Raw genomic sequence first — 25829 nt, 5'->3', positions numbered from 1 at the left:
AACGCCGCAAACGCGATTCAGTTGCGGTGCGTTGCAGCACGATTTGGTCAGTGCCGACTGATTTTGTCGCACAAAACCTTCGTTTCAAGGGGGGAAAGCCAGAAACTGCGGCTCGCAGGTGCAGCAATGGCGCGCGCGGGCAGGCTCAGGGGGCGAACCAGCGCTGCTCCCAGCCGAAGGTCGCCTCGATCGGGTTGCCGTTCTGGTCGAGAGCCGGACGGAAGCGGAACCGCTCGGTGGCGAGCCGGCACGTCACCGCGTCGGCGGAGGCATCGCCGCTGGGCCGGTAGATCCTGCAACCGGCGACGCGCCCGTCGGTTCCGACCGTCAGCATGATCACCACGCTGCGCCCGAGCCGCGTCTCGCGCCCCTCGCGCGGGTAGTCGCGCGCCGAGGTGATGTCGCCGGCCACCTTGACCGGACGCGTCGCGACCCGGCGCCCCCCGGCGCCACTGCCGCTGCCGCCGCTGCCGGTGCCCGTCCCCGCCGCGCCGCCGCCGCTGCCCTCGCCCGCCGCCAGCGCGCCCGAGCGGGTGTCGTTGCCGCTGCCTGCGACCGGAGCGGCGGCAAGCGGCGGCGGCGTCGCCACGATCCGCGCCCTGGGCGCCACGACCTGGGTCGCGCGGGCCTTGCGCCCGGCCGCGCCTTCGCGCCCCTCGTCCTCGCGCGAGGCGGTCGCCGGGGTGCTCGGCGTCGGCGTGGGAGCTGGCGCAGGCGGCGCAAGCGGGATGTCGGTCGCCACCAGCATCGGGCGTACCGGCTCGGGCAGCATCCCCGCCACGCCGAGCCCGCGCACCACGATCAGCGCGAGGCCGAGATGGACGATCGCCACCAGCGTCAGGGCCAGCAGACGCGGCGAGCGGCCCAGCTGGTCGCTGTCGGCAAAGCGGGCCCCGGCGGCTTCGGATTCGGGTCCGCCTGCCTGCTCCTGGCGATCATCCCTGCGCATCGGGTTCCCTGCTCAAGTCCCTGTTCGACATGATTTTTGCCAAAAATGCGATGTCGTGTTTGCGCCAACCGACGAACGCCGGTTAATATCCTCTACGATCGTGTACTGTGACACAGCTGATGCGGAAAATGCGACTATAACGAGAGCGGGCCTGCGCCCGGTGAGGAATGGTATGAAGATCCTGGTCGTCGAGGACGAACCGCTGCTCGCAATGCTGCTCGAGGAAAGTCTCGCCGACCTGGGCCACGAGGCGGTGACCACCGCCGCGACGGTCGACCAGGCGCTGTCGGTGCTCGGCGACCGCGAGATCGACTGCGCGCTGCTCGACTTCTCGCTCGGCCGCGACACCACCTCGGCGCCGGTCGCGCGGCGGCTGCAGGAGATGGGCACGCCCTTCTACTACCTCAGCGGGCACGCCTCGCTCGAGGAATCGGACGATGCGCCCGAGGCGCCGCTGCTGGTCAAGCCGGTCAGCATCGATGCGCTGAAGAAGGCGCTGGTGGCGATGGCGCCGACCACGCGCGCGGCCTGAACGGCGCGAAGCGGCGCCCGCTTTCGCGCCCGCACGCCGCCTCAGGCAAGGCCTTCGTAGCGGCGATACCAGTCGACGAAGGCGGCGACGCCGTCGCGCACGCTGGTGCGCGGCTTGTAGCCGAGATCGCGCTCGAGATCGGACACGTCGGCGAAAGTGTCGGGCACGTCGCCCGCCTGGAGCGGCAGCAGGTTGCGCTGCGCCTTGCGCCCGATCGCCTCTTCCAGCGCTTCGATGTATTCGGTGAGCTTCACCGGCGCGTTGTTGCCGATGTTGTAGATGCGGTAGGGCGCGTCGCTGGTGGCGGGATCGGGGTTGCGGGCGTCCCACGCGGGATCGGGCTGCGCCGGCCGGTCGAGCGCGCGGATCACGCCTTCGACGATGTCGGTCACGTACGTGAAGTCGCGGGTGTGGTTGCCGTAGTTGAACACGTCGATCGGCTTGCCCGCGATGATGTTCCTGGCGAACAGGAACAGCGCCATGTCGGGCCGCCCCCACGGACCGTAGACGGTGAAGAAGCGCAGGCCGGTCGTCGGCAGGCGGTAGAGGTGGCTGTAGCTGTGCGCCATCAGCTCGTTCGCCTTCTTGGTCGCGGCGTAGAACTGCAAGGGGTGGTCGACGCCGACGTGCTCGCTGAACGGCATCGCCTTGTTGGCGCCGTAGACCGAGCTGGTCGAGGCATAGACGAGGTGCTCGACGCCGCCGTGGCGGCAGGCTTCGAGGATGTTGGTGAAGCCGACGATGTTGCTCTCGACATAGGCGTGCGGGTTCTCGATCGAGTAGCGCACCCCTGCCTGCGCCGCGAGATTGACCACGCGGCGGATGTCGTGGCGGGCGAAGGCCTCCTCCACCGCGGCGCGGTCGGCGAGGTTGGCGCGCACGAAGCTGTAGCCGGCATTGGTGCGGCGCGCGGTCTCCTCGAGGATGCGCAGCCGCGCCTCCTTGATCGCCGGGTCGTAGTAGTCGTTGACCACGTCGAAGCCGACCACGTCGTCGCCGCGCTCGAGCAGCGCCTTTGCCGTATGGAAGCCGATGAAGCCGGCATTGCCGGTCACGAGTATCGCCACGTCCTCACTCCGTCCCCGCCCGCCGGCCATCGCGATGCCGGCGCGTCGTTGTCGCTCTAGGCGAGCCACCGGCGCAAGGCAAAGCCAACTGCGGTCCCTCCGATCAGGCCTCAATATCGATTGCGCGCAAGGTCCGCGCGGGGCATCAACAGGCGGGATGACCGGAATGCTGCGAACCACCCTGCTGCTTCCCTGGTGGACGGCCAGCCTCGCGACCGGGGCGAAAAGCTTCGTCGACCACCCGCTGATCGGTTCGCGACGGCTGAACGAGGCGGGGCTCCACACCGCCCGGGTGCGCGCGGCCCATGCGCTGGCCGAGCGGCGGCGGCGGGCCACCGCGGGCCGCATCCGCGCCGAGGACCGCGAGGCTTTCGCCCGCGACGGCCTCGTCGTGCGCCACGATTTCCTGCCCCCGGCGCTGTTCGCCAGGCTGCGCGAGGGACTTGCCGCATGGCGCGGGCCCTGCCGCGACATGCGCCAGGGCGATGCGGTGACCCGCCGCTTCGCGCTCGACCCCGCGCTGCTCGGCGCGGTGCCCGAACTGCGCGCGCTTTCCCGCCATCCCGAATGGCAGGGGCTGATCCGCCATGTCTCGAGCTTCGATGCCGAACCGGTCGCCTATGTCCAGACGATCCTCGCGCGGCAGGGCGCCGGCGCCGGCGGCGCGGCGGGCGGCGGGTCGAGCGACCCGCAATTGCGGCTCCACGCCGATGCCTTCCAGCCCTCGGCCAAGGCCTGGCTGTTCCTCGACGACGTGGCCGAGGACGAAGGGCCGCTGACCTATGTCCCCGGTTCGCACCGGCTGACCCCGGAACGGCTGGCGTGGGAGCGGCGGATGAGCCTGTCGGCGGCGCAGGCCGAGCGGCTGACCGCGCGCGGCTCGTTCCGCGTCACCGACGAGGACCTCGTCGCGATGCGCCTGCCGCCGCCGCGTCGCCTCGCGGTGCCGGCCAACACGCTGGTCGTGGCCGACACCTTCGGCTTCCATGCGCGCGGCCCTTCGGCGCGCCCCTCGCGCCGGACCGAAGTCTGGGCCTATTCGCGGCACAATCCGTTCGTCCCCTGGCACGCGCCCGACTTCGCCGCGATCGCCGCGATCAACGAGCGGCGGGTCACGGCCTACTGGCGCGGCCGCGATCTGCTCGCCCGATGGATCGGGCAGCCCTGGCGAAAAGCCGGCAATCGTGGTCCTTTCGACACGGAACCGTCATAATGCCATCATACCCGGCCCGTCCGGACAGTGCCGGACGCGCCGCGCGGGCATGCCTTCGCGCATCGTCCGGCGGCGTAACGGCCGGGAAAGCAAAGGCAGGGTTCGGTTGGTTACCCCCCTTGCAAAAAGTTAGGGGGCGTGGTGCTAGCGCAATGCGACCGATGGTAATTTTTCGGTCAAGAAACGACAGGATGCGCCCATGCTGAGCAAAGCCGACACGCCGGGGAACGCAGCACGCAAGGCCGCGGCCACGCGCGCCGCCGATGCGTCGCCCGCCGTTTCCACGGTCGAACTGCTCAGCCACGGGCGCACGGTCATCCAGACCGAGGCCAAGGCGCTGGGCGACCTGTCGGCGATGCTCGACGAGCGCTTTGCCGAAGCGGTGCGCACCATCCTTGCAACGCCGATGCGCGTGGTCGTCACCGGCATGGGCAAGTCAGGCCACATCGGCCGCAAGATCGCCGCGACCTTCGCCGCGACCGGAACCCCGGCGATCTTCGTCCACCCGGCCGAAGCGGCGCACGGCGATCTCGGGATGCTGGTCGCCGGCGACACGCTGCTGGTCGTGTCCAATTCGGGCAACACCGCCGAGCTGCGCCCGATCCTCGCCCACGCAGCCGCGCTCGGCTGCGCGGTGATCGGCATGGCCTCGCGCGCCGAATCGCTGGTGATCCGGCGCGCCGACGTCGCGCTGATGCTGCCCCAGGCGCGCGAGGCGTGCCCCGCCAACATCGCGCCGACGACCTCGACCACGCTGATGCTGGCGCTCGGCGACGCGCTCGCGGTGGCGGCGATGCGCGCCCGCGGGGTGACGCGCGAACGGCTGCAGGCGCTCCATCCGGGCGGCGCGATCGGCGCGCGGCTGATGCCCATCGCCGACTTCATGCGCGGCGCCGAGCACCTGCCGCTGGTCGCGCCCGACCGGCCGATGCGCGAGGTGCTGGTGACGATGACCGAAAAGAGCCTCGGGATCGCAGGGGTGGTCGACGACGAGGGCATGCTGATCGGGGTGATCACCGACGGCGACCTGCGCCGCCATGTCGACCGGCTGCTGACCTCGACCGCGCGCGAGGTGATGACCCGGCGCCCCAAGACGATCGAGGTCGGCGCCCGCGCCGGCGATGCGCTCGCGGTGCTGGCCGAAAGCCGCATCACCGCGCTGTTCGTGGTCGATGCCCCGGCCGGCGCGCGGCGCGAGGGCCAGGCCGGGCGCCCGGTCGGCATCGTCCACATCCACGACTTCGCAGCGCCCGGACCCGTCTGACCGACCGCATGCCCGCGCCTGCCGATCCCCGCGTCCTGGTCGTCGTGCCCGCCCGGTTCGCCTCGAGCCGCTTCCCGGGCAAGCCGCTCGCGCTGCTGCGCGGCGCGGACGGCGCGCAGCGGCCGCTCGTCGAGCGCAGCTGGCGCGCCGCCTGCCGCGTGTCCGAAGCCGCGCGGGTGGTGATCGCCACCGATTGCGACGAGATCGCGACCTGCGCCCGCGGCTTCGGCGCCGAAGTGGTGATGACCCCGCAGCACTGCCGCAACGGCACCGAGCGCTGCGCCGCCGCGCTCGCAGCGCTCGGCGAAGAGGTGGAGATCGTCGTCAACCTGCAGGGCGATGCGCCGCTCACCCCGCCCGCGCTGGTCTCGGCGCTGATCGGGCGGATGCGGGCCGATCCGACGCTGCCGGTGTGCACCCCCGCTCTGCCCTGCACGCCGACGATGCTGCGCGCGCTGGTCGAGGACCAGGCCGCGGGCCGCGTCGGCGGCACCACCGTGGTGTTCGACGCGGCGGGCGATGCGCTCTACTTTTCCAAGCGGGTGATCCCGTTCGTGCCGCAGAACGCGCTCGCCGAGCGGCCCGGCGCGGTCCATCTCCACGCCGGGCTCTACGCCTATCGCCCCGCGGCGCTCGCCGCCTATGCCGCGCTGCCGCCGTCGCCGCTGGAGGAATTGGAAGGGCTCGAGCAGCTGCGCTTCCTCGATGCGGGCATTCGCGTCGGACTTGCGGTATGCCCGATGCCGGCCTGGGACCTGGTCGAGCTGAACAATCCCGGCGATGCGCCCGTGATCGAGGCGATCATGGCCGCGCACGGGCTGGAGTGAGCGAGCGATGGCGGTCATGAACCTGCTCGGGCGCGAGGTCGGGATCGGCCTTCCCCCGTTCCTGATCTGCGGACCCTGCGTGATCGAAAGCGAGGCGCTGTGCCTTGAAGTGGCCGAGGCGCTGCGCCGGCTCGCCGGCCAGACCGGCCTGCTGGTGGTGTTCAAGGCGAGCTTCGACAAGGCCAACCGCAGCTCGGGCAGCGGCTATCGCGGGATCGGCATGGAAGCGGGCCTGCGCGTGCTCGAAAAGGTCCGCGCCGAGACCGGCCTGCCGGTCCTGACCGACGTCCACGAGGCAAGCCAGGTGGCGCCGGTGGCGCAAGTGGTCGACATGCTGCAGACCCCGGCGTTCCTTGCCCGGCAGACCGACCTCATCGCCGCGGTGGGCGCGAGCGGGCGGCCCGCCAACATCAAGAAGGCGCAGTTCATGGCGCCGCTCGACATGGTCCCGGTGGTCGAGAAGGCGCGCGCCGCGGCGCGCGCGGCGGGTCTTGCCGAGCCGGCGATCGCGGTCTGCGAGCGCGGCACGAGCTTCGGCTACAACAACCTCGTCGTCGACATGCGCGCGCTCGTCGAGATGCGCCGGACCGGCTGCCCGGTGGTGTTCGATGCGACCCATTCGGTGCAGTTGCCCGGCGCCAACGGGACGAGTTCGGGCGGACGGCGCGAATTCGTCGCGCCGCTGGCGCGCGCGGCGGTGGCGGTGGGGGTCGCCGGGCTGTTCCTGGAAACGCACCCCGATCCGGCGCAGGCGCTGTCCGACGGACCCAACGCGGTGCCGCTCGCCGAGCTGCCGGCGCTGGTCGACGATCTGCGACGAATTGCCGACTGCGCGCACGGTGCAGCGCAATCCGGGCTGGCAAGCCGATGAGCGTTACGCTAAGCGCGCGCCGGGGCGTGGGGGAGGACCGACCGGAGCGCCGCTTGGAGACGTCGCGTTCGCTGCCGGATTCCGGCGCGGATGCGTGGCACTGGGGAGTTCGGTCATAGCTTCTGGCGCATCTCGATCGCAGCTGCAGGTCACGCTCGGGGTCTGGCGCGCGCTGATCCTGCGCGAGGCCGAAGCCAAGCTGTTCGCCAGCCGCGTCTCGTGGATCTGGGTGCTGGTCGAGCCGGTGTTCCACGTGCTCTACCTGATGGTGCTCTACAGCGTCATCCGCGTGCACAAGGTGGGCGAGCTCGACACCGCGATCTGGGTCATGGTCGGCCTGCAGGCCTACTTCATCTTCCGCAAGACCGCCGATGGCGTCGCCAATGTCGCCAACGACAACAGCGCGCTCTTCGCCTATCGCCAGGTCAAGCCGATCGACACGCTGATCGCCCGCGCGCTGCTCGAGGCGACGATGAGCGTGGTGACCTGGCTGCTGCTGATCGCGCTGGTCGAGGTCTGGGGCCATCCGTTCCAGCCCGACTATCCGCTCGAGATGCTCGGCGCGCTGGCGGGCATGTGGCTGTTCGGGTTCGGCTTCGGCATGATCGTCTCGGCGCTGACCTCGCTGGTGCGCGAATTGAAGCTGCTGCTGCAGATCGTGCTGCGGCCGCTGTACCTGGTGTCGGGCGTGATCTTCCCGATCTCCAGCCTGTCGCAGCCGATCCGCCAGGTGCTGATGCTCAACCCGATCGCCCACGGGGTCGAGATGGCGCGCTCGGCGATCTCGCGCAGCTACGATGCGGTGCCCGAGACCGACCCGACCTATCTTTTCGCCTGGGCCGGCGTGACGGTGTTCCTAGGCCTTGCGCTGCAGATCCGCTTCGCCTTCAGGATCGCCGAACGATGATCATCGCCCGCAACCTGTCGAAACGCTACGTCACCGCGCACGGCGCCGGGCGCTGGGTGATCGACGACGTGAGCTTCACCATCCCGCCGCGGCTGAGTGTCGGCCTGGTCGGCTCGAACGGCGCGGGCAAGTCGACGCTGCTGCGCATCCTTGCCGGCGTGGACAAGCCGACCCGCGGCGAAGTGGAGCGGCGCTGCCGCGTGTCCTGGCCACTGGGCTTCGGCGGCGGGCTGCAGGGCACGCTGACCGCGCGGCAGAATGCGAAGTTCGTCTGCCGCATCCACGGCCACGAGGACGACATCCCCGAGCGGATGGCGCGGATCGAGGAGTTCGCGGCGCTGGGCAAGGCGTTCGACGAGCCGATCCGCACCTACTCCAGCGGCATGGCGGCGCGGCTGCGCTTTGCCATTTCGCTGGCCTTCGACTTCGACGTCTACATCTCGGACGAGGCGACCTCGGCCGGCGATGCGGCGTTCCGCAAGCGCGCCGCCGACGAGTTCCGCCGCCGCGCCAACGAAGCCAGCGTCATCATGGTCAGCCACGATCCCGGCACCTTGCGCAAGTTCTGCACGGCCGGAATGTTCCTCTCCAATGGCAAGGCCCACTGGTTCGACGATCTCGAGGATGCGTTGAAGGCCTACAAGGAATCGACAGAGCAATGAATGCCGAGACACCCCTGCTCCAGGCCGAACCGGACGCCCCGCGCGAACGCTTCCGCATCCGGCCGCGCGCGCTGGTGCGCGGGCCCTGGACGGCGCGGCGGATCCGCAATGTCGTGCTGGGGCTGGCCACGCTCGCCAGCCTGCTCGGCGCGATCTACTGGCTGCTGATCGCGTCGGACCGCTACGTTTCGCACGCCAACGTGGTGGTGCAGCGCACCCAGCTGCCCGGCGGCGGGCCCGACTTCGGCGGGCTGCTCTCGGGCTTCTCGTCGAGCGGAGCGCGGTCGGACCAGATGCTGCTGCGCGACCACCTGCTGTCGCACGACATGCTGCGCAAGCTCGACGCCAAGCTGCACTTGCGCCAGCACTACAGCGACTGGCACCGCGACCCCTTGTCGCGGCTGTGGTCGGCCACGACCCCGATCGAGCCGTTCGAGGACTACTTCCAGAACCGCGTGCGCATCGACTACGACGACTACGACGGCGTGCTCGAGATCAGCGCCGAGGCCTTCGACCCCGTCACCGCGCGCGAGATCGTCACCGAGATGCTGCGCGAGGGCGAAGCCTTCATGAACGAAAGCGACCACAAGCTGGCGCAGGCGCAGGTCGATTTCCTCGAGGGCGAAGTCGCGAGGATGAGCGAGCGCAACCAGCGCGCGCGCCAGGCGGTGATCGCGTTCCAGAACCGCGAGGGCCTGGTCTCGCCCGAAGACACGCTGCGCTCGGTCGCCGGGATCATCACCCAGCTCCAGGCGCGCAAGAGCGCGCTGCAGACGCAGATGGCGACGATGCAGTCGTACCTCGTGCCCGACCACCCCGACGTGGTTTCGATGCGCCAGCAGATCGCCGCGATCGACGCGCAGATCGCCAGCGAGCGCGAGCAGGCGACCGCGCCGTCGAACGGCGCGCTCAACCGCACGACCGAGAAGTTCCAGCGGCTGCAGCAGGAAGCGGCCTTCACCCAGGCGATGTACCAGACCACCCTCGCCGCGCTGGAAAAGGGCCGGATCGACGCCGCGCGCACGGTCAAGAAGATCTCGATCCTGCAATCGCCGACGACCCCGGAAATCTCCGAGCAGCCGCGGCGCGCCTACAACACGCTGGTCTTCACGCTCGTCGCCTTCCTGCTTGCGGGCATCGGCCTGCTGCTCGTCTCCATTGTCCGCGACCATTTCGATTGACAGGACGCATGACCTTGATCCGCTTTGCCAAGCCCCGCCCCGCCGCCGCGCCGCTGCGTCGCACCCCGCTGCTGACCGGGGCCTTCGCCGCCGCCGGCGTCGTGCTCGCGGCCGCGCCCGCCGCGGCGCAGATGAACCCGCTGTCCCCCGACGCGATGTCGTCGGTCGTTTCCGGGCTCGACCCCTCGACCGTCGCCGCCGCCATCGCCGCGGCCTCGACCGCGCAGGGGAGTGGCGGGTCGCCGACCTCGACCGGCGATGCCACCACCGGTGATGCGACCGTGACGCTGCCCTCGACCAGCGTGCCCTCGTTCTCGAACGGGGCGACGCTCGATGCGCCCGGCGCGACGATCAGCAGCAAGGGCGCGCCCTTGTTCGACTATCGCGCCAACCTGCAGTCGCCCGCGTTCGGCGCGCGGCTGTTCACCGGCGCCTTCGCCCGCGCGGGCGCCTCGCAGTTCAACCCCGACTACGTGATCGGCGCGGGTGACCGCATCGTCGTGCGGCTGTGGGGCGCGTTCAACTTCAACCAGATCCAGACGGTCGACGCGCACGGCAACATCTTCCTGCCCTCGATCGGACCGGTCAACGTGCTGGGCGTGCGCAACCAGAACCTGCAGGGCATGATCGAGCGCGCCGTGGCGCGGTCGTACAAGAGCAACGTCTACAGCTATGCGAGCATTGCCGAGGCGCAGCCGGTGCGCATCTTCGTCGGCGGCTTCGTGCGCCGGCCGGGGCTCTACGACGGCACCAGCATGGACGGGGTGCTGCACTACCTCGACCTTGCCGGCGGCATCGATCCCGAGCGCGGCAGCTTCATCCAGGTCCAGGTCAAGCGCGGCGAGCAGGTGCGCGCGCGCTTCAACCTCTACGAATTCCTGTTCCGCGGGGTGATGCCGCTGATCAACCTGTCGGACGGCGACGTCGTGTTCGTCGGCCCGCGCCAGAACACCGTCACCGTCTCGGGCCTTGCCGAGAACGCCAACGTGTTCGAATTCCCGGTGGGTTCGAACGCGACCACCGCCGACCTCGTGATGATGGCGCGCCCGCTGGCGGCGGCGACCAACATGCGCATCACGCGCAACACCGGCACGGTCAAGAATGTCGAATACTACCCGATCAGCCAGGCCGGCAGCGTCGCGCTGGTCAATGGCGACGAGGTCGAGTTCACCGCCGACAAGAAGCCCGGCACGATCACCGTGCGGGTCGAGGGCGAGCACGACAGCGCGCAGGAATACGTGCTGCCCTACGGCTCGCACCTGGGCGACCTGCTGCAGAAGGTGCAGTTCTCGAGCCGCTCGGCGCCCGAGAACATCCAGCTGTTCCGCCAGAGCGTGAAGCAGCGCCAGAAGGACATGCTCGCCGCCTCGCTCAAGAGCCTCGAGGCCGCCGCGCTCAACGCGCGCTCGGGCACCAGCGAGGAGGCGCGGCTGCGCGCCCAGGAGGCCGACCTGATCCTCAAGTGGGTCGACCGCGCCAAGCAGGTCGATCCGATGGGCCAGGTGGTGCTCGGCCAGGGCGCGGCGCGCAACGACCTGCTGCTCGAGAACGGCGACCGGCTCAAGGTTCCGGGCAAGGACGGCCTCGTGCTGATCAGCGGCGAAGTGCTGTTCCCCAATGCGGTGACCTACGACCGCGGCGCCCCGGTCGCGGGCTATGTCCGCCAGGCCGGCGGCTATACGCAGAAGGGCAATGCCCGCCGCATCGTCGTCGCGCACCAGAACGGCAGCTTCGACGAAGTGGGCGACAACAGCCGCGCGATCACCGCGGGCGACGAGATTCTCGTGCTGCCCAAGGTCGATTCCAAGTCGCGCCAGCTGTTCAAGGATCTTACCCAGATCCTGTACCAGATCGCGGTCAGCGCCCGCGTGGTGCTGGCGTTGTGACGAGGCGGCGATGACGCGCAAGGTCCTGACCGTCTTCGGAACGCGCCCCGAGGCGATCAAGATGGCCCCGCTGGTCAAGCGGCTGGCGGCGGCCGAGGGGATCGATGCGCGGGTCTGCGTGACCGCGCAGCACCGCGAGATGCTCGACCAGGTGCTGCGCCTGTTCGAGATCGTGCCCGACTACGACCTCGACATCATGAAGCCGGGCCAGACGCTGTCGGGGATCACCAGCGAGATCCTCACCCGGATCGAGGCGCCGCTCAAGGATTTCGCGCCCGACATCGTGCTCGTCCACGGCGATACCTCGACCACCTTCGCGACCACGCTGGCGAGCTATTACCAGCAGATCCCGGTGGGCCACGTCGAGGCGGGCCTGCGCACCGGCAACCTGCTCTCGCCCTGGCCCGAAGAGGCCAACCGCAAGCTGACCGGCGCGCTGGCGCGTCTGCACTTTGCGCCCACCGACCAGTCGAAGCGCAACCTGCTGGCCGAGAACGTCGACGAGGCGACGATCCACGTCACCGGCAACACCGTGATCGACGCGCTGCTGATGGTGAAGGACAAGCTCGAGGGCGATGCCGCGCTCTCGGGCGAGCTTGCCGCCCGGTTCGCGCCGGTGCTGCGCGAGGGCGCGCGGCTGGTGCTGATCACCGGCCACCGCCGCGAGAACTTCGGCGGCGGGTTCGAGCGGATCTGCGCGGCGATCGCGGACCTTGCCGAACGCCACCGCGACGTCGACTTCGTCTATCCGGTGCACCTCAACCCCAACGTCCGCGCGCCGGTCAACCGCATCCTCGCCGGGCGCGACAACGTCCACCTGATCGAGCCGCTCGACTACCTGCCGTTCGTCTACATGATGGTCCGCAGCACGCTCATCCTGACCGATTCGGGGGGAATCCAGGAGGAAGCGCCTTCGCTGGGCAAGCCGGTGCTGGTCATGCGCGACACCACCGAGCGGCCCGAGGCGGTCGAGGCGGGGACCGTCCGGCTGGTCGGGACCGACGCCCGCGCGATCGTCGAGGGAGCAGCCGAACTGCTCGAAGACGAGGCGAAGTATCGCCAGATGGCCTTCGCCCACAACCCTTATGGCGACGGTCGTGCTTGCGAACGCATCCACAAGGTGCTTGAGCAGTGGTCATGAGGACCGCAACGATTGCATCGCCGCCAGCGCCCGTCGAAGAACACGCCATGGCCTTCAGCAGAGTATCGGTAATCGGGCTCGGCTATATTGGGCTGCCGACTGCTGCAGTATTCGCTTCGCGCGGGATCGAGGTGATCGGCGTCGACGTCAACCCGCACGCGGTAGAGACGATCAACAGCGGCCGGGTCCACATCGTCGAACCCGATCTCGACATGGTGGTCCACGCCGCGACGGTGGCGGGCAAGCTGCGCGCGACGGTTACCCCCGAGCCGGCCGACGCCTTCCTGATCGCCGTGCCAACTCCGTTCCGCGGCGACCACGAGCCCGACCTTTCCTATATCGAGGCGGCAGCGAGGGCGATCGCGCCGGTGCTGCGCGCGGGCAACCTCGTCGTGCTCGAATCGACCTCGCCGGTCGGCGCGACCGAGCAGATGGCGGCCTGGCTGGCCGAGGCTCGCCCCGACCTGACCTTCCCGCAGAGCGACGGCGAAGGCTCGGACATCCGCATCGCCTATTGCCCCGAACGCGTCCTGCCCGGACACGTCCTGCGCGAGCTGGTCGAGAACGACCGCGTGATCGGCGGCATGACCCCGCGCTGCTCGTCGGCGGCCTGCGCGCTCTACAGCACCTTCGTGATGGGCGAATGCGTTGTCACCAACGCGCGCACCGCCGAGATGTGCAAGCTGACGGAAAACGCCTTCCGCGACGTGAACATTGCCTTCGCCAACGAGCTTTCGCTGATCTGCGACAAGCTCGACATCAACGTGTGGGAGCTGATCGCGCTGGCCAACCGCCATCCGCGCGTCAACATCCTCCAGCCCGGCGCGGGCGTGGGCGGGCACTGCATCGCGGTCGACCCGTGGTTCATCGTCCACCGCACCCCCGATGCGGCGCGGCTGATCCATGCGGCGCGGCTGGTGAACGACGCCAAGCCCGGCTGGGTCGTGGGCAAGGTGATCGAGGCGGTCGCCGAGCGCGCCCGGCGGCGCGGCGTCGAACAGGCGCAGCTTTCCATCGCGGTGTTCGGGCTCGCCTTCAAGCCCGACATCGACGACCTGCGCGAAAGCCCGGCGGTCGAGATCGCGATGCACCTCGCCGCGCTCTATCCGGGTCAGGTCCTTGCGGTGGAGCCGAACATCGCGGCGCTGCCCGCCGCGCTCGCCGACCGCGGCGTGCGCCTCGCCAGCACCGAGGAGGCGCTCGCGAGCGCCGACGTCCGCGTGCTGCTGGTCGACCACCGCCCGTTCCGTGACGATCCGCCGGCGCCGCGCGAAGGCGTCCCGCTGGTCGATGTACGCGGCATCTGGCCGACCTGAGCCGGCGACCGTGCGCATCGAGCCCGGCCACGCTCCGCAGGACAGCGACCCGGCGGCGCCTGAATCCGGCCGTGCGGCGGACGAGGAACGAACCGCGGCACCGCCCGCGCCGTCCTCCGCCGCGCCCGCGCCCTCCGCTGCGCCCGCACCGGTCCCCCGCCCGGCGGCGGCGCGCGCCGACGCCGCGCTCGCCGACGAAGTCGCGCGGCTCCGCCGCGAGGTGGTGGCGCAGAAGAATGCGTTCCGCCACGCGAGCCAGGCCTACGAGGCGCGCATACTCGCGCTGCGGCGCACGCTCGTCTGGCGGCTCGGCGACCTGCTGGTCCATGGCTTCAAGACCCCGCGGACGCTGGCCGCGCTGCCCGGCCGGCTGCTGGCGCTGCGGCGCGAGTTCAACCAGCGCAAGGCGCAGCGCGAGCGGGCCCGGCGCGAGCTGGGCGGCGAGGCGCTCGAGCGCATTCTCGCGCTCCATGCGGGCGGCGGCTTCGCGGCGGCGGCCGAGGCGATCGAGACGCTGGCCGCCGGCGATCCGGTCAAGCGCGCCGAAGGCTACGGCGCGCTCGCCCGCGCGGTCGTGCAGTACGACCCGGAGGCGGGCAAGCAGGCCGCGCTCCGCGCGTTCGAAGCCGATCCCGCACCGCATCGTGCGGTCTGGCTTGCCTTCCGCATGTTCGACGCCGGCCTGCTGGTCGAGCCGGCGCGGCTGATCGAGGCGCTTCCTGCCGACGCCTTCTATGGCGAAGGCGAACGCCGCCGCGCCGAAGCGATCGTGTCGCAGGCGCGGCTGCTGGCCGCCCCGCCCACGCTCGCACGGGCCGGCGCGCCCGCCTATGCGCCGCTTCCCGATCGCCTGCTCTATGTCGCGGCGAGTTCGCGGCCGCATCACCTGAGCGGCTATACCGCGCGCACCCAGTCGCTCGTCGCCGCGCTCGCGCAGGCCGGGCTCGAGGTGAAGGCGATGACCCGCCCCGGCTATCCCTGGGACCGCAGCGACTTTGCCGGGACCGCCGGCAGCAGCAGCGCTTGCGACGGCATCGTCTATCACCACGCCGCCCAGCCCGACCAGCATCTGCCGCTCGACGCCTATGCCTGGCGCGCCAGCGAGGTGATCGCCGAAGCGGCGAGCGAGCACCGCGCCGCCGCGATCCATGCCGCGTCCAACCACGTCAACGCGCTGCCGGCAATGCTCGCCGCGCGCAAGCTCGGCATCCCGTTCTACTACGAGATGCGCGGGTTGTGGGACCTCAGCCGCGCATCGAAGCAGCCCGGCTACGAGCACAGCGAGCGGTTCGCGCTCGGCCAGTCGCTCGAATTCCATCTCGCCGCCAATGCCGACCGGCTGTGGGTGATTTCGCGCGCGCTGGCGGACTACCTCGGCGAGCGTGTCGACCTGACCGGCGTGGCGATGGAGATCCTGCCCAACGGGATCGACGCCGCGACTTTCGGCGAGATCGTCGCGCAGGAGCCGCAACGCTTCACGCTCGGCTATGCCGGCGCGCTGGTGCATTACGAGGGGCTGGACCTGCTGATCGATGCGATCGACCGGTTGCGCGCCAAGGGGATAGCCATCGAGGCCGAGATCATGGGCGACGGCGAAAGCCGCGCCATGCTCGAGGCGCGGGTCGCCGCGCTCGGCCTTGGCGAACAGGTCCGCTTCCACGGCAAAGTCGCGCCCGACGAGGCGCGGGCGCGCCTGTCGCGCACCTCGCTGATCTGCCTGCCGCGGCGGCCCAGCACCGTGTGCGAGATCGTGCCGCCGCTCAAGCTGGTCGAGGGCATGGCGCTCGGCCTGCCGCTGCTGGTCCCCGACCTGCCGGTGTTCCGCGACGAGGTGACCGAGGGCGAGACCGCGGTCTTCTTCCGCGCAGGCGATCTCGACGATCTCGCCGCCGTGCTCGAACGGCTCGTTTCCTCGCAGGAGCGGCGCGCCATCGGACGCAGCGCCCGGCGGCACGCCATGGAACAACGCAGCTGGCGCACCCACGCGGAACGGATCCGCGCCGCGCTGCACGAGGACACAGGCCAATTCAACCAGGACCGAACGCGATGAGCCAAGCCTATCCGCAGTTGCACCGCGAAGTCTACCGGACCTTCGGCCGGCTCCGGCCGCGGTTCCACCGCCTCTCGTTCGAGGCGCCGGGGGGCAAGGTCGACCTGCGCGTCAAGCTGGTCGAGGGCGCGACGCGGCTGGTGGTCAACTTCCACGGCGCGCTCGACCGCGAGAAGCGCGACCTGCCGGTCTTCGTCAACGGCGTTCCCGGGATTGCCGACGCGCACCAGATCAGCGTGGCGGATCCGACAATGTCGCTGCTCGACAAGCCCTTCCGCATTTCGTGGTACGCAGGCCACGAAGGGTTCGACGCACAAGGCGTGATCGGCACCATCCTCAATGCCGCGGCGCGCGCGCTCAAGGCGCAGCGCACCGTTTATTTCGGCAATTCGGGCGGCGGTTTCGCCGCGCTCTACTTTTCGTGGCTGCATCGTGGCAGCATCGCGGTGGTGGGCAACCCGCAGACCGACATCGCGGCGCACTTCCCGACCCCGGTGGCCGACTACCTGCGCTATTGCTGGCCTTCGCTGTCGGGGGCGGACGAACTGCCGCGGGTGATCCGCAGCAACCTTGCCGCGCTCTATCGCGAAGGTTTCCCCAATACGGTGATCTACATCCAGTCGCTGGGCGACCGGATGCACTACCAGAACCACATGCTGCCCTTCGCCGCCGCAGTCGCCGGGACGCCGGATGCGCGCCGCTTCCTGCTGCACAGCGACTTCGGCGGCACGCTCGGCCACGTCGCGAGCCCGCAGGACTGCACCGACTGGGTGGGCGCGGCCTGCAATGCTCCGACCAAGGATCCGACCGACATCCTGACCACGCTCCACGCGCTGCGCTCGGCGCGCAGCGCCAATCCGCTGCTCGCCGGGCTGATGCGGCGCAAGCCGGCGCTCCCTGTCGCGCCCGCGCCACGGCGGGGAGCGACCGCCAAGGCGGCGCCGGACCGCGCGGAACGGCCCGCTGCGGTCGCTGCAGGAGCTGCACCCGCCGCCGCTCCGCAACCGCCTGCACCGTCCACGGAAGCGGCTTCTGCGGCGATGGCAGCGGCGGCGGCTCCGCCACCGGCCCGCACGGCCGATCCACGCGGCTTTGCGGCCGAAGACCTGGCGATCGCCGAGCGCCTGCGCGCCTGGCGCGAAGCCAACGCCGGCACGGAGACCGTCGCATGAGCCATCCCTATCGCCACCAGCCCCGCCGCGCCTTCTGGAAGGGCGCGGTCGCCGAGGTCCACCTTGCCGACATGGCCGACCTGTGGGACCCGATCGTGCTGCGTCGCAGCGATCGCGTCGCCACCGCCGGCAGCTGCTTTGCCCAGCATATCGGCCGAAATCTTGCCTTGCGCGGCGCGAACTACATGGACCTCGAGCCGGCCCCGCCGGTGTTCGACGACACCGAGCAGGCGCGGCGCTTCGGCTACGGGGTGTTCTCGTGCCGCTACGGCAACATCTACACCTCGCGCCAGCTGCTCCAGCTGGTCGGCGAAGCGCTCGAGATGCGGGCGCCCTCGACGCTGGTGTGGGAAAGGAACGGCCGCTACTTCGACGCGCTGCGCCCCGGCATCGACCCGGTCGGGCTCGAAAGCCCAGAGGCGGTGATCGCTGCGCGCAAGGCGCATCTGGCGGCGGTGCGCGAGATGCTGACCACGCTCGACCTGCTGGTGTTCACGCTTGGGCTGACCGAAACCTGGGTTACCGCCGACGGAACCTTCCTCCCGTCCGCACCCGGAGCGATCGCGGGCACCTACGACCCCGACGCCGTATGGTTTCACAACCTGTCCTACCGCGAGGTGCGCTCGGACATCGAAGCCGCGTTCAAGCAGATCAAGGCGCTCAACCCCGGCGCGCGGATGCTGCTGACCGTCTCGCCGGTGCCGCTGGTCGCCACCGCGACGGGGCAGCACGTGCTGCCGGCGACGACCTATTCCAAATCGGTCCTGCGCGCCGTGGCCGGGGATCTTGCCGCGCAGCACGACGACATCGGCTATTTCCCGTCCTACGAAATCATCATAGGACACCCGTCTCGAGGAATGTTCTTCAACCCGGACCTTCGGACCGTGAACGGTTTCGGCGTCGACCTCGTGATGAAGCACTTCTTTTCCGGGCCGCTCGCCGCCGAATTCAGCGGTGGCGACGCGTCCGACGAAGAAGAGGGCTTCGAACTCATCTGTGACGAAGAGGCAAACGAGAGCGCATGAACCGCAAGGCCGTACCCCGCAAGTCGCTCACCATCGAGGAGCGGCGCGCGCGGACCGAACGCGTCCGCGCCCGCCAGAACCGCATCGCGACGCAGATGCCCAAGCCCGGCCAGGGGCTGAAGACGCGCGCCATCGTTCTGCACATCGGCGCGCACAAGACCGCGTCCTCGTTCCTGCAGACCCTGCTCAAGGGCCATTCGGTCGAACTCGCGCAGCGCGGGGTCGGCGTGGTTCACCGCAGCCACCTGCTGGCGAGCCCGCTGCAGGAGGCGCTGATCGCGATCGGCAAGGGGCAGGCGGTCAAGCCGCCGCTGATGCTCGCCGCGGCGCAGTCGCTGCGCGGGATGCTCGCCCGGCGCAAGCCCCACGTCCTGTTCAGCAGCGAGGACCTGCTGCACCGCATCCGCGACCTCGGCTTCTTCGCCAATGCCGGCAAGGCGCTGGAATTCGTCAAGTCGCTCGCCGGGCCGATCCCGGTCCGGGTCGTGCTCTATACCCGCTCACAGGCCGACTACATCGAATCGGTCTACATGCAGTTCATGCACCTCGGGCGGGACTTCACCTTCGAGGAGTTCATCGAGCGGCTCGACGGCAACGACTACTCCTGGAAGCGCGTGCTCGACGAGATGGCCGCAGTCGTCGGCCCGGAAAACGTGACCGCGGTGCCCTACGAAGCGATCAAGCGCCTGGGCTCGGCCGAGTTCTATCGCCGGTTCCTCGAAGCCTGCGGCGTGCCCGATGCAGGTTCGCTGCAGGTTCCGGCCGAGGCGGAAAGCTCGCGCGGGGCGAACCGCAGCTATTCGGCCGATGCGCTGAAGATCGCCAAGTTCGTCGGCCCGATGATCGACGAGAGCCAGCGCGCCGAACTGCGCAAGTTCCTCCAGGAGAACTTCTCGACCGCGACCCACGCCAAGGTCGAGCTGTTCACCCCCGAAGGCCGCGCGAAGCTGCTCGAATCGTGCGCGCAGGACAACCGCGCGCTGTTCGAGACCTGGCTGAAGGACTGGCCCGAGGAGCGGCGCTTCTACGTCTGACCCGCCCCGCCCGGGGTCAGAACCCGGGCGGGTCGATCGGATAGCCGAAGGCGCGGAAGTCGTCGGCGTAGATCTGCCGGATCAGGCCGATCGTCTCGGCATCGAAATGCTCGCGCATGCGCGCGCCGGCCGAGGTGACCCGCGGCCCCTTGCGAACGGCCCCGAGCGCCGCGCGATCGAACATTTCGCGTCCGAAGAGCAGCTTTTCGACCGCCAGCAGGTCGTCCACCAGGCTCTCCTGCCTGCCGATGAAGTCGTAGTTGAGATGGCGGTAGAGCGTCGAGGCGCACTGCACCTGCCAGTGGCGTTCCATTTCCCCCGGCGGCTGGTCGGCGATGAAGCCGAGGAATTGCGCGAAGGTCGGCTTGTTGGTGTCCGAGAACTCGGTCGCGGCGTAGAGTACCATCTTGCTCGGGTTCATCTTGCGCTCCTCGACGATGCGATGGAGGTAGCACGAGAGGATCCGGGTGAAGGGATTGCGCACGAACGCGATCTTGCGAAAACGCGGCGAGTTGATCACCTCCAGCGCCGTCGCCTCGGGCAACTGGTACAACCGCAGGTGCGGCGAGGCATAGTGGTCGTTGACGTCCTGCACCTCGAGGTTGGTGCCCTCGTACTCGGCATATTGCAGGTGATGCGAGACGGTGCTCGATGCCGACTTGCAGCACATGAAATAGACGTATTCGTGCCGCAGTGAAATGAAGATGTCATACAAGCAGTCGCGCTTGGACTTCATCGCGTAGAATTGCTTGAGAGAATTGAATTTCATGGCCGGGTCCCCGCGGGGCCCATGCCAAATCCCCCGCGCCATGGCAATGACCCGGCCCGCTCCGGCAATGCACCGACTTGGCGGGAAATGCTCCCGGCAGCGCTCAGCCGCAGCGGTCGAAGGCGGAGGCGTAGAACTCGGCGCGGACCTTGGCGAAGGTCTCCTGGGCCTTGGCCGGGCACATCGTGTCGCGCCGCGCCATCGGCGAGGACCAGGCTGCAGGATCGGGGTTCGTCATGCGGATGCGGGTGGCGCGATAGGCCTGCGCCAGCGGACTCGCGCATGTCATCGCGCCGGCCGGCGGCTGCCAGGTGCGCGTGCGCTGCGCCCGCTCCATGAGCTGCGCGGTCAGGTCGAGGACATGGACCTGGTAGCCGCAGTCCTTGCCATTGCGGTTGAGGAAGTAGCCGCCCGATCCCAGCGGCTTGTCGGCATTGAAGCCATAGTAGAGCCATTGCACATTGTCGCGGCCGACCGGCTCGGAAAGATAGTCCTGGAAAGTCGGCAGGTCGCCCATGCGGCTGCGGCTGCCCGGCTGGAACACCTGGTTGAGCCCGGCGCCGATCGCGTCTTCCCAGCCGGCCGGGACCGGCCAGCCCATCTTGCGATGGAGGTCGATCATCATGCCGAGGTCGCGCAGCACGTGCAGGTCCTGGTTCAGCGTCAGCCCCGAGCGCGCCGGGCGATCGCGGCGCGAGACCGAATGGTACCAGCTGCAGCTCCGCCCGCGCAGCGTGGTGCACGGCATCTCGGTATCGAGCCCGCCGGCACGGGTATCGAGCAGGACGGTGCGCATGATCCCGGCAGCGAGACCGCGATAGAGCGCGACATCCTGCTGCGCGCGCGGATAGCCGCCGGCCTGCGCGCTGGCCGCGAGCTGGAACAGGAAATAGGCAAGGCCGCTCTGGCCCATGCCGTTGTAGGGCTGGCCGACGTCGTTCAGCCAAGCGACCTGGAGATCCGCCGGCGCCGCGCGGCCGCCGTCGCTGCCGAAGAACGCGGCAAAGCCCTGCGCCCCGCGCAGCGAGCGGCGCGAATCGCGAAAACCGACGTCGTCGAGCGACATCGCCGCGATCACCCGGGCGCGCGCATCGCCGGCCGCATTGCCAACCGCAGCGCCGCTCGCGCGGTTCCAGTTGTCGCGGACCGCGCGCAGGCAATTGGTGAAGAAATGCCAGTTCGTCGCCGGCGCGAGGCCGTTCTTGAGCGGCGCTTCGCAGGCCTGTTCAAGCCGGTCGCCGCCGTCGTTCCACGGCTGGTCCTCATCGTCGTCGGCCAGGCCGGGGCGCGCCTCGGCCCGCAAGCCTTGCGCCGACCCCGGCGCCGAGAGCGCCGCCGCGGCAAGACCGCAGGTTCCGACGAGGAACGCCGAAACCCCGAGGGCGACCAGACCGTGCTTCCTGCTGACGACCATCCGAAACACTCCCGAGCGAGATCCACCAAGACTGGGAACGGCACCTACCATGCGAAGATGACATGAACCGGACCTTGCAGCCGGGCGCAAGCGCAGGGGCACCGCGTCCGATTCGAATGCAGAGCCAGGCTGTGCCAGGCCGGGCTCGGCAAGGCGGCGCTGGGCTAGGCGAGGCTAGGCGAGGCCAAGCACCGCATCGAGCCGCGCGAAAACCGTGGCGAAACCGTAGCGGTCGCGCACGAGGTCGCGGTTGCGCAGCAGTTCGGCCTGGCGCACGTCCGCCTGGGCGCTGCGGAAGGCGAGCACCCGGTCGGCCGCCTGCACGACATCCTCGACCAGCCAGTCGGGCGAATAGATCGTCTCGGCCTCGCTCCACGGCCAGACCAGCGGATGGCAGCCGCTGAGCACGCCATCGGCCAGGGCATAGTGGAACGATTCGAAATCGCTGCACGAGACGATGTGATCGATCCCGCGATACCATGCCGAGACATCGTTGCCCCACGGCTGGAAGCGCAGCTCGCTGCCCAGCGCCTCGAGGTGTCTCGCGCGGTCGTAGACCTCGCGATAATAGGCAAGCTCGTCGACGCGGGTCGGCGCGCGCATGAAGTCCAGCGTCTCGGGCCGCGGCCCCTTGATCTGCAGCGAAGTGCGGTGGCCGCGGCGCGACAGTTCGAGCGCAAGGTCGACCGCGCGGTCGAAGCGCTTGCGCTGCGGGACGATGCCGACCATGCCGAGGTGGATCACCTCGCCCGGCTCGGGCGGGTGGAACGCGTATTCGTCGTCGAGCACGAAGTTGGGCACGACCACGGTCTTTTCGACCGGCCAGCCGAACAGCTCGACCGCCTGGTCGCGCACCCCGGCCGACACGAAGATCACCGTCTCGACCCGGTCGATCGCGATCTGCGCGCCGAACCCGCGCGCCCGCTCGCCGACTTCCTGGAGATGGCACCGGATCACCAGTCGCTTGCCCTCGGGCAGGTTCTGCGAGTGCCAGACCGCATTGCCGAGGCCCCATTCGCAGAACACGATGTCGGCCCATTCGGCGAAGCGACGGCTGCGCTGTTCGTCGGAAATGCTGCCCCAGCCGCAGTCGTCGTGGCGCACCTCGTGGCCCTGAGCCTTGAGCCGGGAGACGTAGGGTTCGACGAACTTCATGTCGTGCCCGGCAAAGCAGATCCGGCGCGGCGCCGCGACCTGCGGGGCGACGAAGACCTCGCTCGCCATCCGCTCGCTCAACGGCTGGAGGCCGTGGCGCGCGCGGACCCGCCCGGCCAGCGCAGGATCGACCGTGGCCGTGCTCTTGAGCACGGTGCGCAGATCCGCCACCCAGCGCACGAAGTAGGGATAGTCCTCGCCCAGCAGCGACCGGTTGATCGCGCTGGGATAGCAGATGCAGCGCGCGCCGTTGGCGACCATCTCGACCAGCTTGGTCGACAGCTCGAGCGTGTGCTCCTCGAGCTCTTCGGGCCGCCAGCACCAGACATAGTCCATGGTCGCCATCAGCTCCATCGACTGCGCGCGGTCGAAGTCGACGTGATGGACCACGCCAAGTTCGGCGAAGGCCTCCTTGATCCGCGCGACGAAGCCCGACACGCCCGAGGCCGAGATCTTGTTGGCGACGACCGTCAGCTCGACCTCCTGCCCGGTCAGGCGCAGCTGGCGGGTCCAGTCGAGCAGTTCGCTGATGCCCCAGCGCGGGTTGATCTTGCCGGCATAGCCGATGCGGATCGGCCGGTTCGCGATCGGCGGAAGCTGCGCGGGATAGGGATCGTCCGGGATCGCCGGCGGCATCGCGCTCGCGGCGAAGTCGACGCCGGTCAGCGCGGCGAGGCGCGCGGCGATCTCGGGCGTCTGGGTCAGCACGGTTCCGGCATGGGTGACCGCCTGGACCGCCATCCGCCGCTGCGCCTCGCTGGTCTCGAGCCCGTTTGCGCCGATCGTGTAGAAATCGGTGAGATAGATGCGCAGCCGGTCGCGGAACTGGCGCGTCGCGGTCAGCTCGGCAGCGGCGGTCAGGCCGCGCACCACCACGTCGCGGACATGGGGGAGCTGGTCGTCGAGCGCGCGGACCACGTGCGCCGCGTCCTTCACCGTCAGCTGCCCGGTCAGCCCGAGGTCGCGCGGCCCGATCACCACCAGGTTCTCGCGGTTGCGGACGTTGCCGAGCACGATCTGCGTCTCGGGATCGGCCTTGGCGACGAGGATGCAGGGCCCGACCGCGCAGAGCACCGAGGCCATCGACGACAGCCAGACCGACGATCCGTCGACGACGTTGAGGCTGATGTCGGCATAGAGCAGGCTGCGCGCCGTCTCCAGCTGCGGCGTTTCGGCGAGCAGCTTGGCGATTCCCTTGTCGAGCGCGCGGACGCGATCGGCGGCGGCATCGCGGACCACCGGCGGCCGGCGCAGGACCACCGAGTTGACGTTGACGCTGCGTTCGATCGGCAGCGACAGCTCGAGCGCCAGCGCGCGCTGCGCCGTGGCGAGGCTGAAGCCGAAGCTCTGCGTCACGACGTCGCCCTTGCGACCGCCGCCCAGATAGGAATAGGCATGGCCGCGACTGCATTCGGCCATGCCGAGCCGCTTGATCAGCGCGCTCGACGGCGGCTCCTCGGACAGCGCGATGCGCCCGATCAGGCTCGAGCGGTTCTGCTGGATGTAGCGATCCTCGTGCGCCACCTCGATCTGCCAGTCGCCCGCAGGCACGTCGGGGAAGACCACGTGGCGGCGGGCCATCGGCGCAAGGACGAAGGGGCGGGTGCGGCGGCCGATCCGCGCGATGATCGAATCGCTGCCGTCGCTCGCCCCGAAACGTTCGACCGCGACGCCGCCGTAATAGCCGTGCAGCACCTCGACCGACGCCGACCGGATCCGCGCCCTGCCCACTCCATGGCAGCGGATCGCCACCAGCACCCGGCGCACGCCCGGGCGCGGATGGTAGAACAGCCGCTCGCCCGGCATCGCGCGGATCGTGTTGATGCGGTCCCCGGCGGGGCTGTATTCGAGGATCATCGCCGAGCAATCGGTCTCGCCCTCGACCTCGGCATCGAGCGAGACGGCGACGGCGTCGTTGAGCGAAACCTCGAGCCCGTCGCCGTCGGCCAGCTGGTTGAAGCCGCCGGGCGGGCCGAACAGGGTGTAATAGGCCGCCTCGCCTTCGCGCACCTCGACCTCGGCGGCGAACTGCTTGCCCGACTGTGCCGTGATCGTACCGCGCGCCACCTTGCTTTCACGCCAATCTCCGCCCGTGGCGGAACGATCCGGTCCTGCGCTGAAACGTGCAAGCAAGTTGATCATCGACACCCCTTCGTTTGCCTCGCTTTAATCGCAAGGGCGGCGGGCCGGAAGTCCAAAGTCATGGAAACCATGACAAGATCGGACACCAAAATGGCGCGATTTCAGCAGTTCGGGGAGCAACCGGGACGCATCGACCTTGCCAGAGGGCAAGTGGTCGGGGCACAGGGGGCGGCGATGCAGGACCTTCCCCCGGCCTCCAGGCGCGCCGCCGCCCGCCGCATGTGCGCGCTGGTCATGGCCGCCGCCGCCCTCGCAGCGATGCCGGTCCGGGCCGGCACGATCTATCTCGCCCCCGGCGGGAGCGACGCCGCGGCCGGAACGACGGGCGGATCGGCAGTGGCGACCCTCCCGCATGCGGTCGCGCTCGCGCTGCAGGCGCCGGGCGAGGCGCAGGTCGTGGTGCTGGGCGGAACCTACCGCGGCCAGACCTTGGAGCTCGACGCGCGCCGGCTGACGCACAGCCTGACCATTCGCAGCGCGACCGACGCGACCGCGACGGACCCGACCGCCTCGTACCCCGCGTTCGTCGGCGACGGCAACGCGACGTTCGTGCGCCTGCGCGGAGCACGCCCCCAGGGAGTCGGCTTCGTGCTGCGCAAGCTGCGCGTTGCGGGCTATGCGACGGCGATTTCGATCGAGGCCGGCCGCGACGCGCCCCGGCCGGCCACGCGGACCATCATCGCCGACAACGTCTTCGAACGGATCGGCAGCTCGCCCGGGGATGCGGGCGCTTCCCCGCCGCGCCCGTCGACCGCCGCGATCCGGCTGGTCAACGTCGGCGGGGCGGTGGTCGCGCGCAACCTGTTTCGCGACATCCGCAACACGCCGAGCGCCGCGTGCCCGCTGCTCCACGCCGTCTACCTCGCCCATTTCTCGTCGCGGGCGATGATCCTGGGCAACACCTTCGACGGCTTCTGCGGCAGCGCGATCAAGCTGCGCGACCGGTCGAACGATGCGCTGATCTTCGACAACCGGTTCGCCCGGGCGGGCGAGGCCGGCGCGATCGAGGAGTGGTACTGCGACAAGGCGCGCAGCGCCGAATGCACCAAGGCCGAAGGCGAGTGCCCTTCGACCGGCGCGCTGGTCGGACGCAACCGCTTCGACGGACTTGCTCCGGCGCGGCAGGTCCTTGTGCGCGGCGGCCGCAGCGAGCGGGCGTGGTGCGCCGATGACGACTATCGCCGGCCGCGGATCACGATCGATGCGCGCTTCGACACCGCGCCGCTGCTTTCCGGCGTGGACGACTGACGCA

Annotated in this window: 21 protein-coding genes; 16 read left to right on the top strand and 5 right to left on the bottom strand. The window is 69.8% G+C overall.

Annotation, left to right across the window (positions count from 1 at the left end; translation table 11 throughout):
- Nucleotides 1-145 precede the first annotated feature (145 nt).
- A complete protein-coding gene (locus tag K3A85_RS04715; RefSeq protein WP_225205332.1) occupies nt 146-949 on the bottom strand; it encodes a TonB family protein in 804 nt (267 codons plus the stop codon).
- Nucleotides 950-1121: 172 nt separating this feature from the next.
- Here K3A85_RS04715 and K3A85_RS04710 point away from each other — a divergent pair, with 172 nt between their 5' ends.
- Complete coding sequence (locus tag K3A85_RS04710) at nt 1122-1481, top strand: response regulator (protein ID WP_225205331.1); 360 nt, start codon at nt 1122-1124, stop codon at nt 1479-1481.
- 41 nt (nt 1482-1522) lie between these two features.
- Here the strand turns inward: K3A85_RS04710 and K3A85_RS04705 are convergent, their stop codons facing one another.
- Nucleotides 1523-2548 carry an NAD-dependent epimerase gene (locus tag K3A85_RS04705; RefSeq protein ID WP_318248064.1) on the bottom strand — a complete coding sequence of 342 codons (1026 nt, stop codon included), beginning with the start codon at nt 2546-2548 and terminating at the stop codon, nt 1523-1525.
- A 166-nt stretch (nt 2549-2714) separates the two neighbouring features.
- On the opposite strand from K3A85_RS04705, the gene K3A85_RS04700 reads away from it, so the two are divergent.
- The 14 genes from K3A85_RS04700 (at nt 2715) to K3A85_RS04635 (ending at nt 19097) form a co-directional block, all read left to right on the top strand.
- Nucleotides 2715-3761, top strand: a complete 1047-nt coding sequence (locus K3A85_RS04700) for a phytanoyl-CoA dioxygenase family protein (RefSeq protein WP_318248063.1) — start codon at nt 2715-2717, stop codon at nt 3759-3761.
- 199 nt (nt 3762-3960) lie between these two features.
- Nucleotides 3961-5025, top strand: a complete 1065-nt coding sequence (locus K3A85_RS04695) for a KpsF/GutQ family sugar-phosphate isomerase (protein WP_225205329.1) — start codon at nt 3961-3963, stop codon at nt 5023-5025.
- A gap of 8 nt (nt 5026-5033) precedes the next feature.
- A complete protein-coding gene (gene kdsB, locus K3A85_RS04690) occupies nt 5034-5852 on the top strand; it encodes a 3-deoxy-manno-octulosonate cytidylyltransferase (protein ID WP_225205328.1) in 819 nt (272 codons plus the stop codon).
- A 16-nt stretch (nt 5853-5868) separates the two neighbouring features.
- The gene (gene kdsA, locus K3A85_RS04685; RefSeq protein ID WP_225206004.1) at nt 5869-6723 is read left to right on the top strand and encodes a 3-deoxy-8-phosphooctulonate synthase; all 855 of its coding nucleotides are present in this window, start codon (nt 5869-5871) and stop codon (nt 6721-6723) included.
- A 94-nt stretch (nt 6724-6817) separates the two neighbouring features.
- On the top strand, nt 6818-7630 hold the full coding sequence (locus K3A85_RS04680) for an ABC transporter permease (protein WP_225205327.1): 813 nt from the start codon (nt 6818-6820) through the stop codon (nt 7628-7630).
- A complete protein-coding gene (locus K3A85_RS04675) occupies nt 7627-8292 on the top strand; it encodes an ABC transporter ATP-binding protein (protein ID WP_225205326.1) in 666 nt (221 codons plus the stop codon). Before K3A85_RS04680 ends, K3A85_RS04675 begins: the two co-directional genes overlap by 4 nt.
- Nucleotides 8289-9473, top strand: coding sequence for a hypothetical protein (locus K3A85_RS04670; RefSeq protein WP_225205325.1), 1185 nt, complete (start codon nt 8289-8291; stop codon nt 9471-9473). The genes K3A85_RS04675 and K3A85_RS04670 overlap by 4 nt, the downstream gene beginning before the upstream one ends.
- An 8-nt stretch (nt 9474-9481) precedes the next feature.
- On the top strand, nt 9482-11359 hold the full coding sequence (locus K3A85_RS04665; protein ID WP_225205324.1) for a polysaccharide biosynthesis/export family protein: 1878 nt from the start codon (nt 9482-9484) through the stop codon (nt 11357-11359).
- 10 nt (nt 11360-11369) lie between these two features.
- A complete protein-coding gene (gene wecB / locus K3A85_RS04660) occupies nt 11370-12500 on the top strand; it encodes a non-hydrolyzing UDP-N-acetylglucosamine 2-epimerase (protein WP_225205323.1) in 1131 nt (376 codons plus the stop codon).
- 47 nt (nt 12501-12547) lie between these two features.
- The gene (wecC, locus tag K3A85_RS04655; protein WP_225205322.1) at nt 12548-13816 is read left to right on the top strand and encodes a UDP-N-acetyl-D-mannosamine dehydrogenase; all 1269 of its coding nucleotides are present in this window, start codon (nt 12548-12550) and stop codon (nt 13814-13816) included.
- Nucleotides 13791-15866, top strand: a complete 2076-nt coding sequence (locus K3A85_RS04650; protein WP_225205321.1) for a glycosyltransferase — start codon at nt 13791-13793, stop codon at nt 15864-15866. The genes wecC and K3A85_RS04650 overlap by 26 nt, the downstream gene beginning before the upstream one ends.
- Nucleotides 15863-17038, top strand: coding sequence for a hypothetical protein (locus K3A85_RS04645; protein ID WP_225205320.1), 1176 nt, complete (start codon nt 15863-15865; stop codon nt 17036-17038). The genes K3A85_RS04650 and K3A85_RS04645 overlap by 4 nt, the downstream gene beginning before the upstream one ends.
- Nucleotides 17035-18063: a GSCFA domain-containing protein gene (locus K3A85_RS04640; protein ID WP_225205319.1), complete on the top strand. Its 1029-nt coding sequence runs from the start codon at nt 17035-17037 to the stop codon at nt 18061-18063. Before K3A85_RS04645 ends, K3A85_RS04640 begins: the two co-directional genes overlap by 4 nt.
- Nucleotides 18060-19097, top strand: coding sequence for a hypothetical protein (locus K3A85_RS04635; protein ID WP_225205318.1), 1038 nt, complete (start codon nt 18060-18062; stop codon nt 19095-19097). The genes K3A85_RS04640 and K3A85_RS04635 overlap by 4 nt, the downstream gene beginning before the upstream one ends.
- 16 nt (nt 19098-19113) lie before the next feature.
- On the opposite strand, the gene K3A85_RS04630 is transcribed toward K3A85_RS04635, so the two are convergent.
- From K3A85_RS04630 to K3A85_RS04620, 3 genes are all read right to left on the bottom strand, one after another.
- Complete coding sequence (locus K3A85_RS04630) at nt 19114-19866, bottom strand: sulfotransferase family protein (RefSeq protein ID WP_225205317.1); 753 nt, start codon at nt 19864-19866, stop codon at nt 19114-19116.
- A 103-nt stretch (nt 19867-19969) separates the two neighbouring features.
- Nucleotides 19970-21280: a hypothetical protein gene (locus K3A85_RS04625; RefSeq protein WP_225205316.1), complete on the bottom strand. Its 1311-nt coding sequence runs from the start codon at nt 21278-21280 to the stop codon at nt 19970-19972.
- A gap of 174 nt (nt 21281-21454) precedes the next feature.
- The gene (locus K3A85_RS04620; protein WP_225205315.1) at nt 21455-24502 is read right to left on the bottom strand and encodes a glycosyltransferase family protein; all 3048 of its coding nucleotides are present in this window, start codon (nt 24500-24502) and stop codon (nt 21455-21457) included.
- A gap of 249 nt (nt 24503-24751) precedes the next feature.
- Here K3A85_RS04620 and K3A85_RS04615 point away from each other — a divergent pair, with 249 nt between their 5' ends.
- On the top strand, nt 24752-25825 hold the full coding sequence (locus K3A85_RS04615) for a right-handed parallel beta-helix repeat-containing protein (RefSeq protein ID WP_225205314.1): 1074 nt from the start codon (nt 24752-24754) through the stop codon (nt 25823-25825).
- Nucleotides 25826-25829 lie beyond the last annotated feature (4 nt).

The sequence above is a fragment of the Novosphingobium huizhouense genome (assembly GCF_020179475.1).
Taxonomy (GTDB): domain Bacteria; phylum Pseudomonadota; class Alphaproteobacteria; order Sphingomonadales; family Sphingomonadaceae; genus Novosphingobium; species Novosphingobium huizhouense.
Note: the sequence above shows the minus strand (reverse complement) of the source record. Positions and strands in the feature narration are given on the sequence as shown.

What these genes read in the sequence shown, in the direction of transcription:
- K3A85_RS04715 (WP_225205332.1), bottom strand. Translation starts at nt 949, where the DNA reads ATGCGCAGGGATGATCGCCAGGAGCAGGCAGGCGGACCCGAATCCGAA.
- K3A85_RS04710 (WP_225205331.1), top strand. Translation starts at nt 1,122, where the DNA reads ATGAAGATCCTGGTCGTCGAGGACGAACCGCTGCTCGCAATGCTGCTC.
- K3A85_RS04700 (WP_318248063.1), top strand. Translation starts at nt 2,715, where the DNA reads ATGCTGCGAACCACCCTGCTGCTTCCCTGGTGGACGGCCAGCCTCGCG.
- K3A85_RS04695 (WP_225205329.1), top strand. Translation starts at nt 3,961, where the DNA reads ATGCTGAGCAAAGCCGACACGCCGGGGAACGCAGCACGCAAGGCCGCG.
- kdsB (WP_225205328.1), top strand. Translation starts at nt 5,034, where the DNA reads ATGCCCGCGCCTGCCGATCCCCGCGTCCTGGTCGTCGTGCCCGCCCGG.
- kdsA (WP_225206004.1), top strand. Translation starts at nt 5,869, where the DNA reads ATGAACCTGCTCGGGCGCGAGGTCGGGATCGGCCTTCCCCCGTTCCTG.
- K3A85_RS04675 (WP_225205326.1), top strand. Translation starts at nt 7,627, where the DNA reads ATGATCATCGCCCGCAACCTGTCGAAACGCTACGTCACCGCGCACGGC.
- K3A85_RS04670 (WP_225205325.1), top strand. Translation starts at nt 8,289, where the DNA reads ATGAATGCCGAGACACCCCTGCTCCAGGCCGAACCGGACGCCCCGCGC.
- K3A85_RS04665 (WP_225205324.1), top strand. Translation starts at nt 9,482, where the DNA reads ATGACCTTGATCCGCTTTGCCAAGCCCCGCCCCGCCGCCGCGCCGCTG.
- wecB (WP_225205323.1), top strand. Translation starts at nt 11,370, where the DNA reads ATGACGCGCAAGGTCCTGACCGTCTTCGGAACGCGCCCCGAGGCGATC.
- wecC (WP_225205322.1), top strand. Translation starts at nt 12,548, where the DNA reads ATGGCCTTCAGCAGAGTATCGGTAATCGGGCTCGGCTATATTGGGCTG.
- K3A85_RS04650 (WP_225205321.1), top strand. Translation starts at nt 13,791, where the DNA reads ATGTACGCGGCATCTGGCCGACCTGAGCCGGCGACCGTGCGCATCGAG.
- K3A85_RS04645 (WP_225205320.1), top strand. Translation starts at nt 15,863, where the DNA reads ATGAGCCAAGCCTATCCGCAGTTGCACCGCGAAGTCTACCGGACCTTC.
- K3A85_RS04640 (WP_225205319.1), top strand. Translation starts at nt 17,035, where the DNA reads ATGAGCCATCCCTATCGCCACCAGCCCCGCCGCGCCTTCTGGAAGGGC.
- K3A85_RS04635 (WP_225205318.1), top strand. Translation starts at nt 18,060, where the DNA reads ATGAACCGCAAGGCCGTACCCCGCAAGTCGCTCACCATCGAGGAGCGG.
- K3A85_RS04630 (WP_225205317.1), bottom strand. Translation starts at nt 19,866, where the DNA reads ATGAAATTCAATTCTCTCAAGCAATTCTACGCGATGAAGTCCAAGCGC.
- K3A85_RS04625 (WP_225205316.1), bottom strand. Translation starts at nt 21,280, where the DNA reads ATGGTCGTCAGCAGGAAGCACGGTCTGGTCGCCCTCGGGGTTTCGGCG.
- K3A85_RS04615 (WP_225205314.1), top strand. Translation starts at nt 24,752, where the DNA reads ATGCAGGACCTTCCCCCGGCCTCCAGGCGCGCCGCCGCCCGCCGCATG.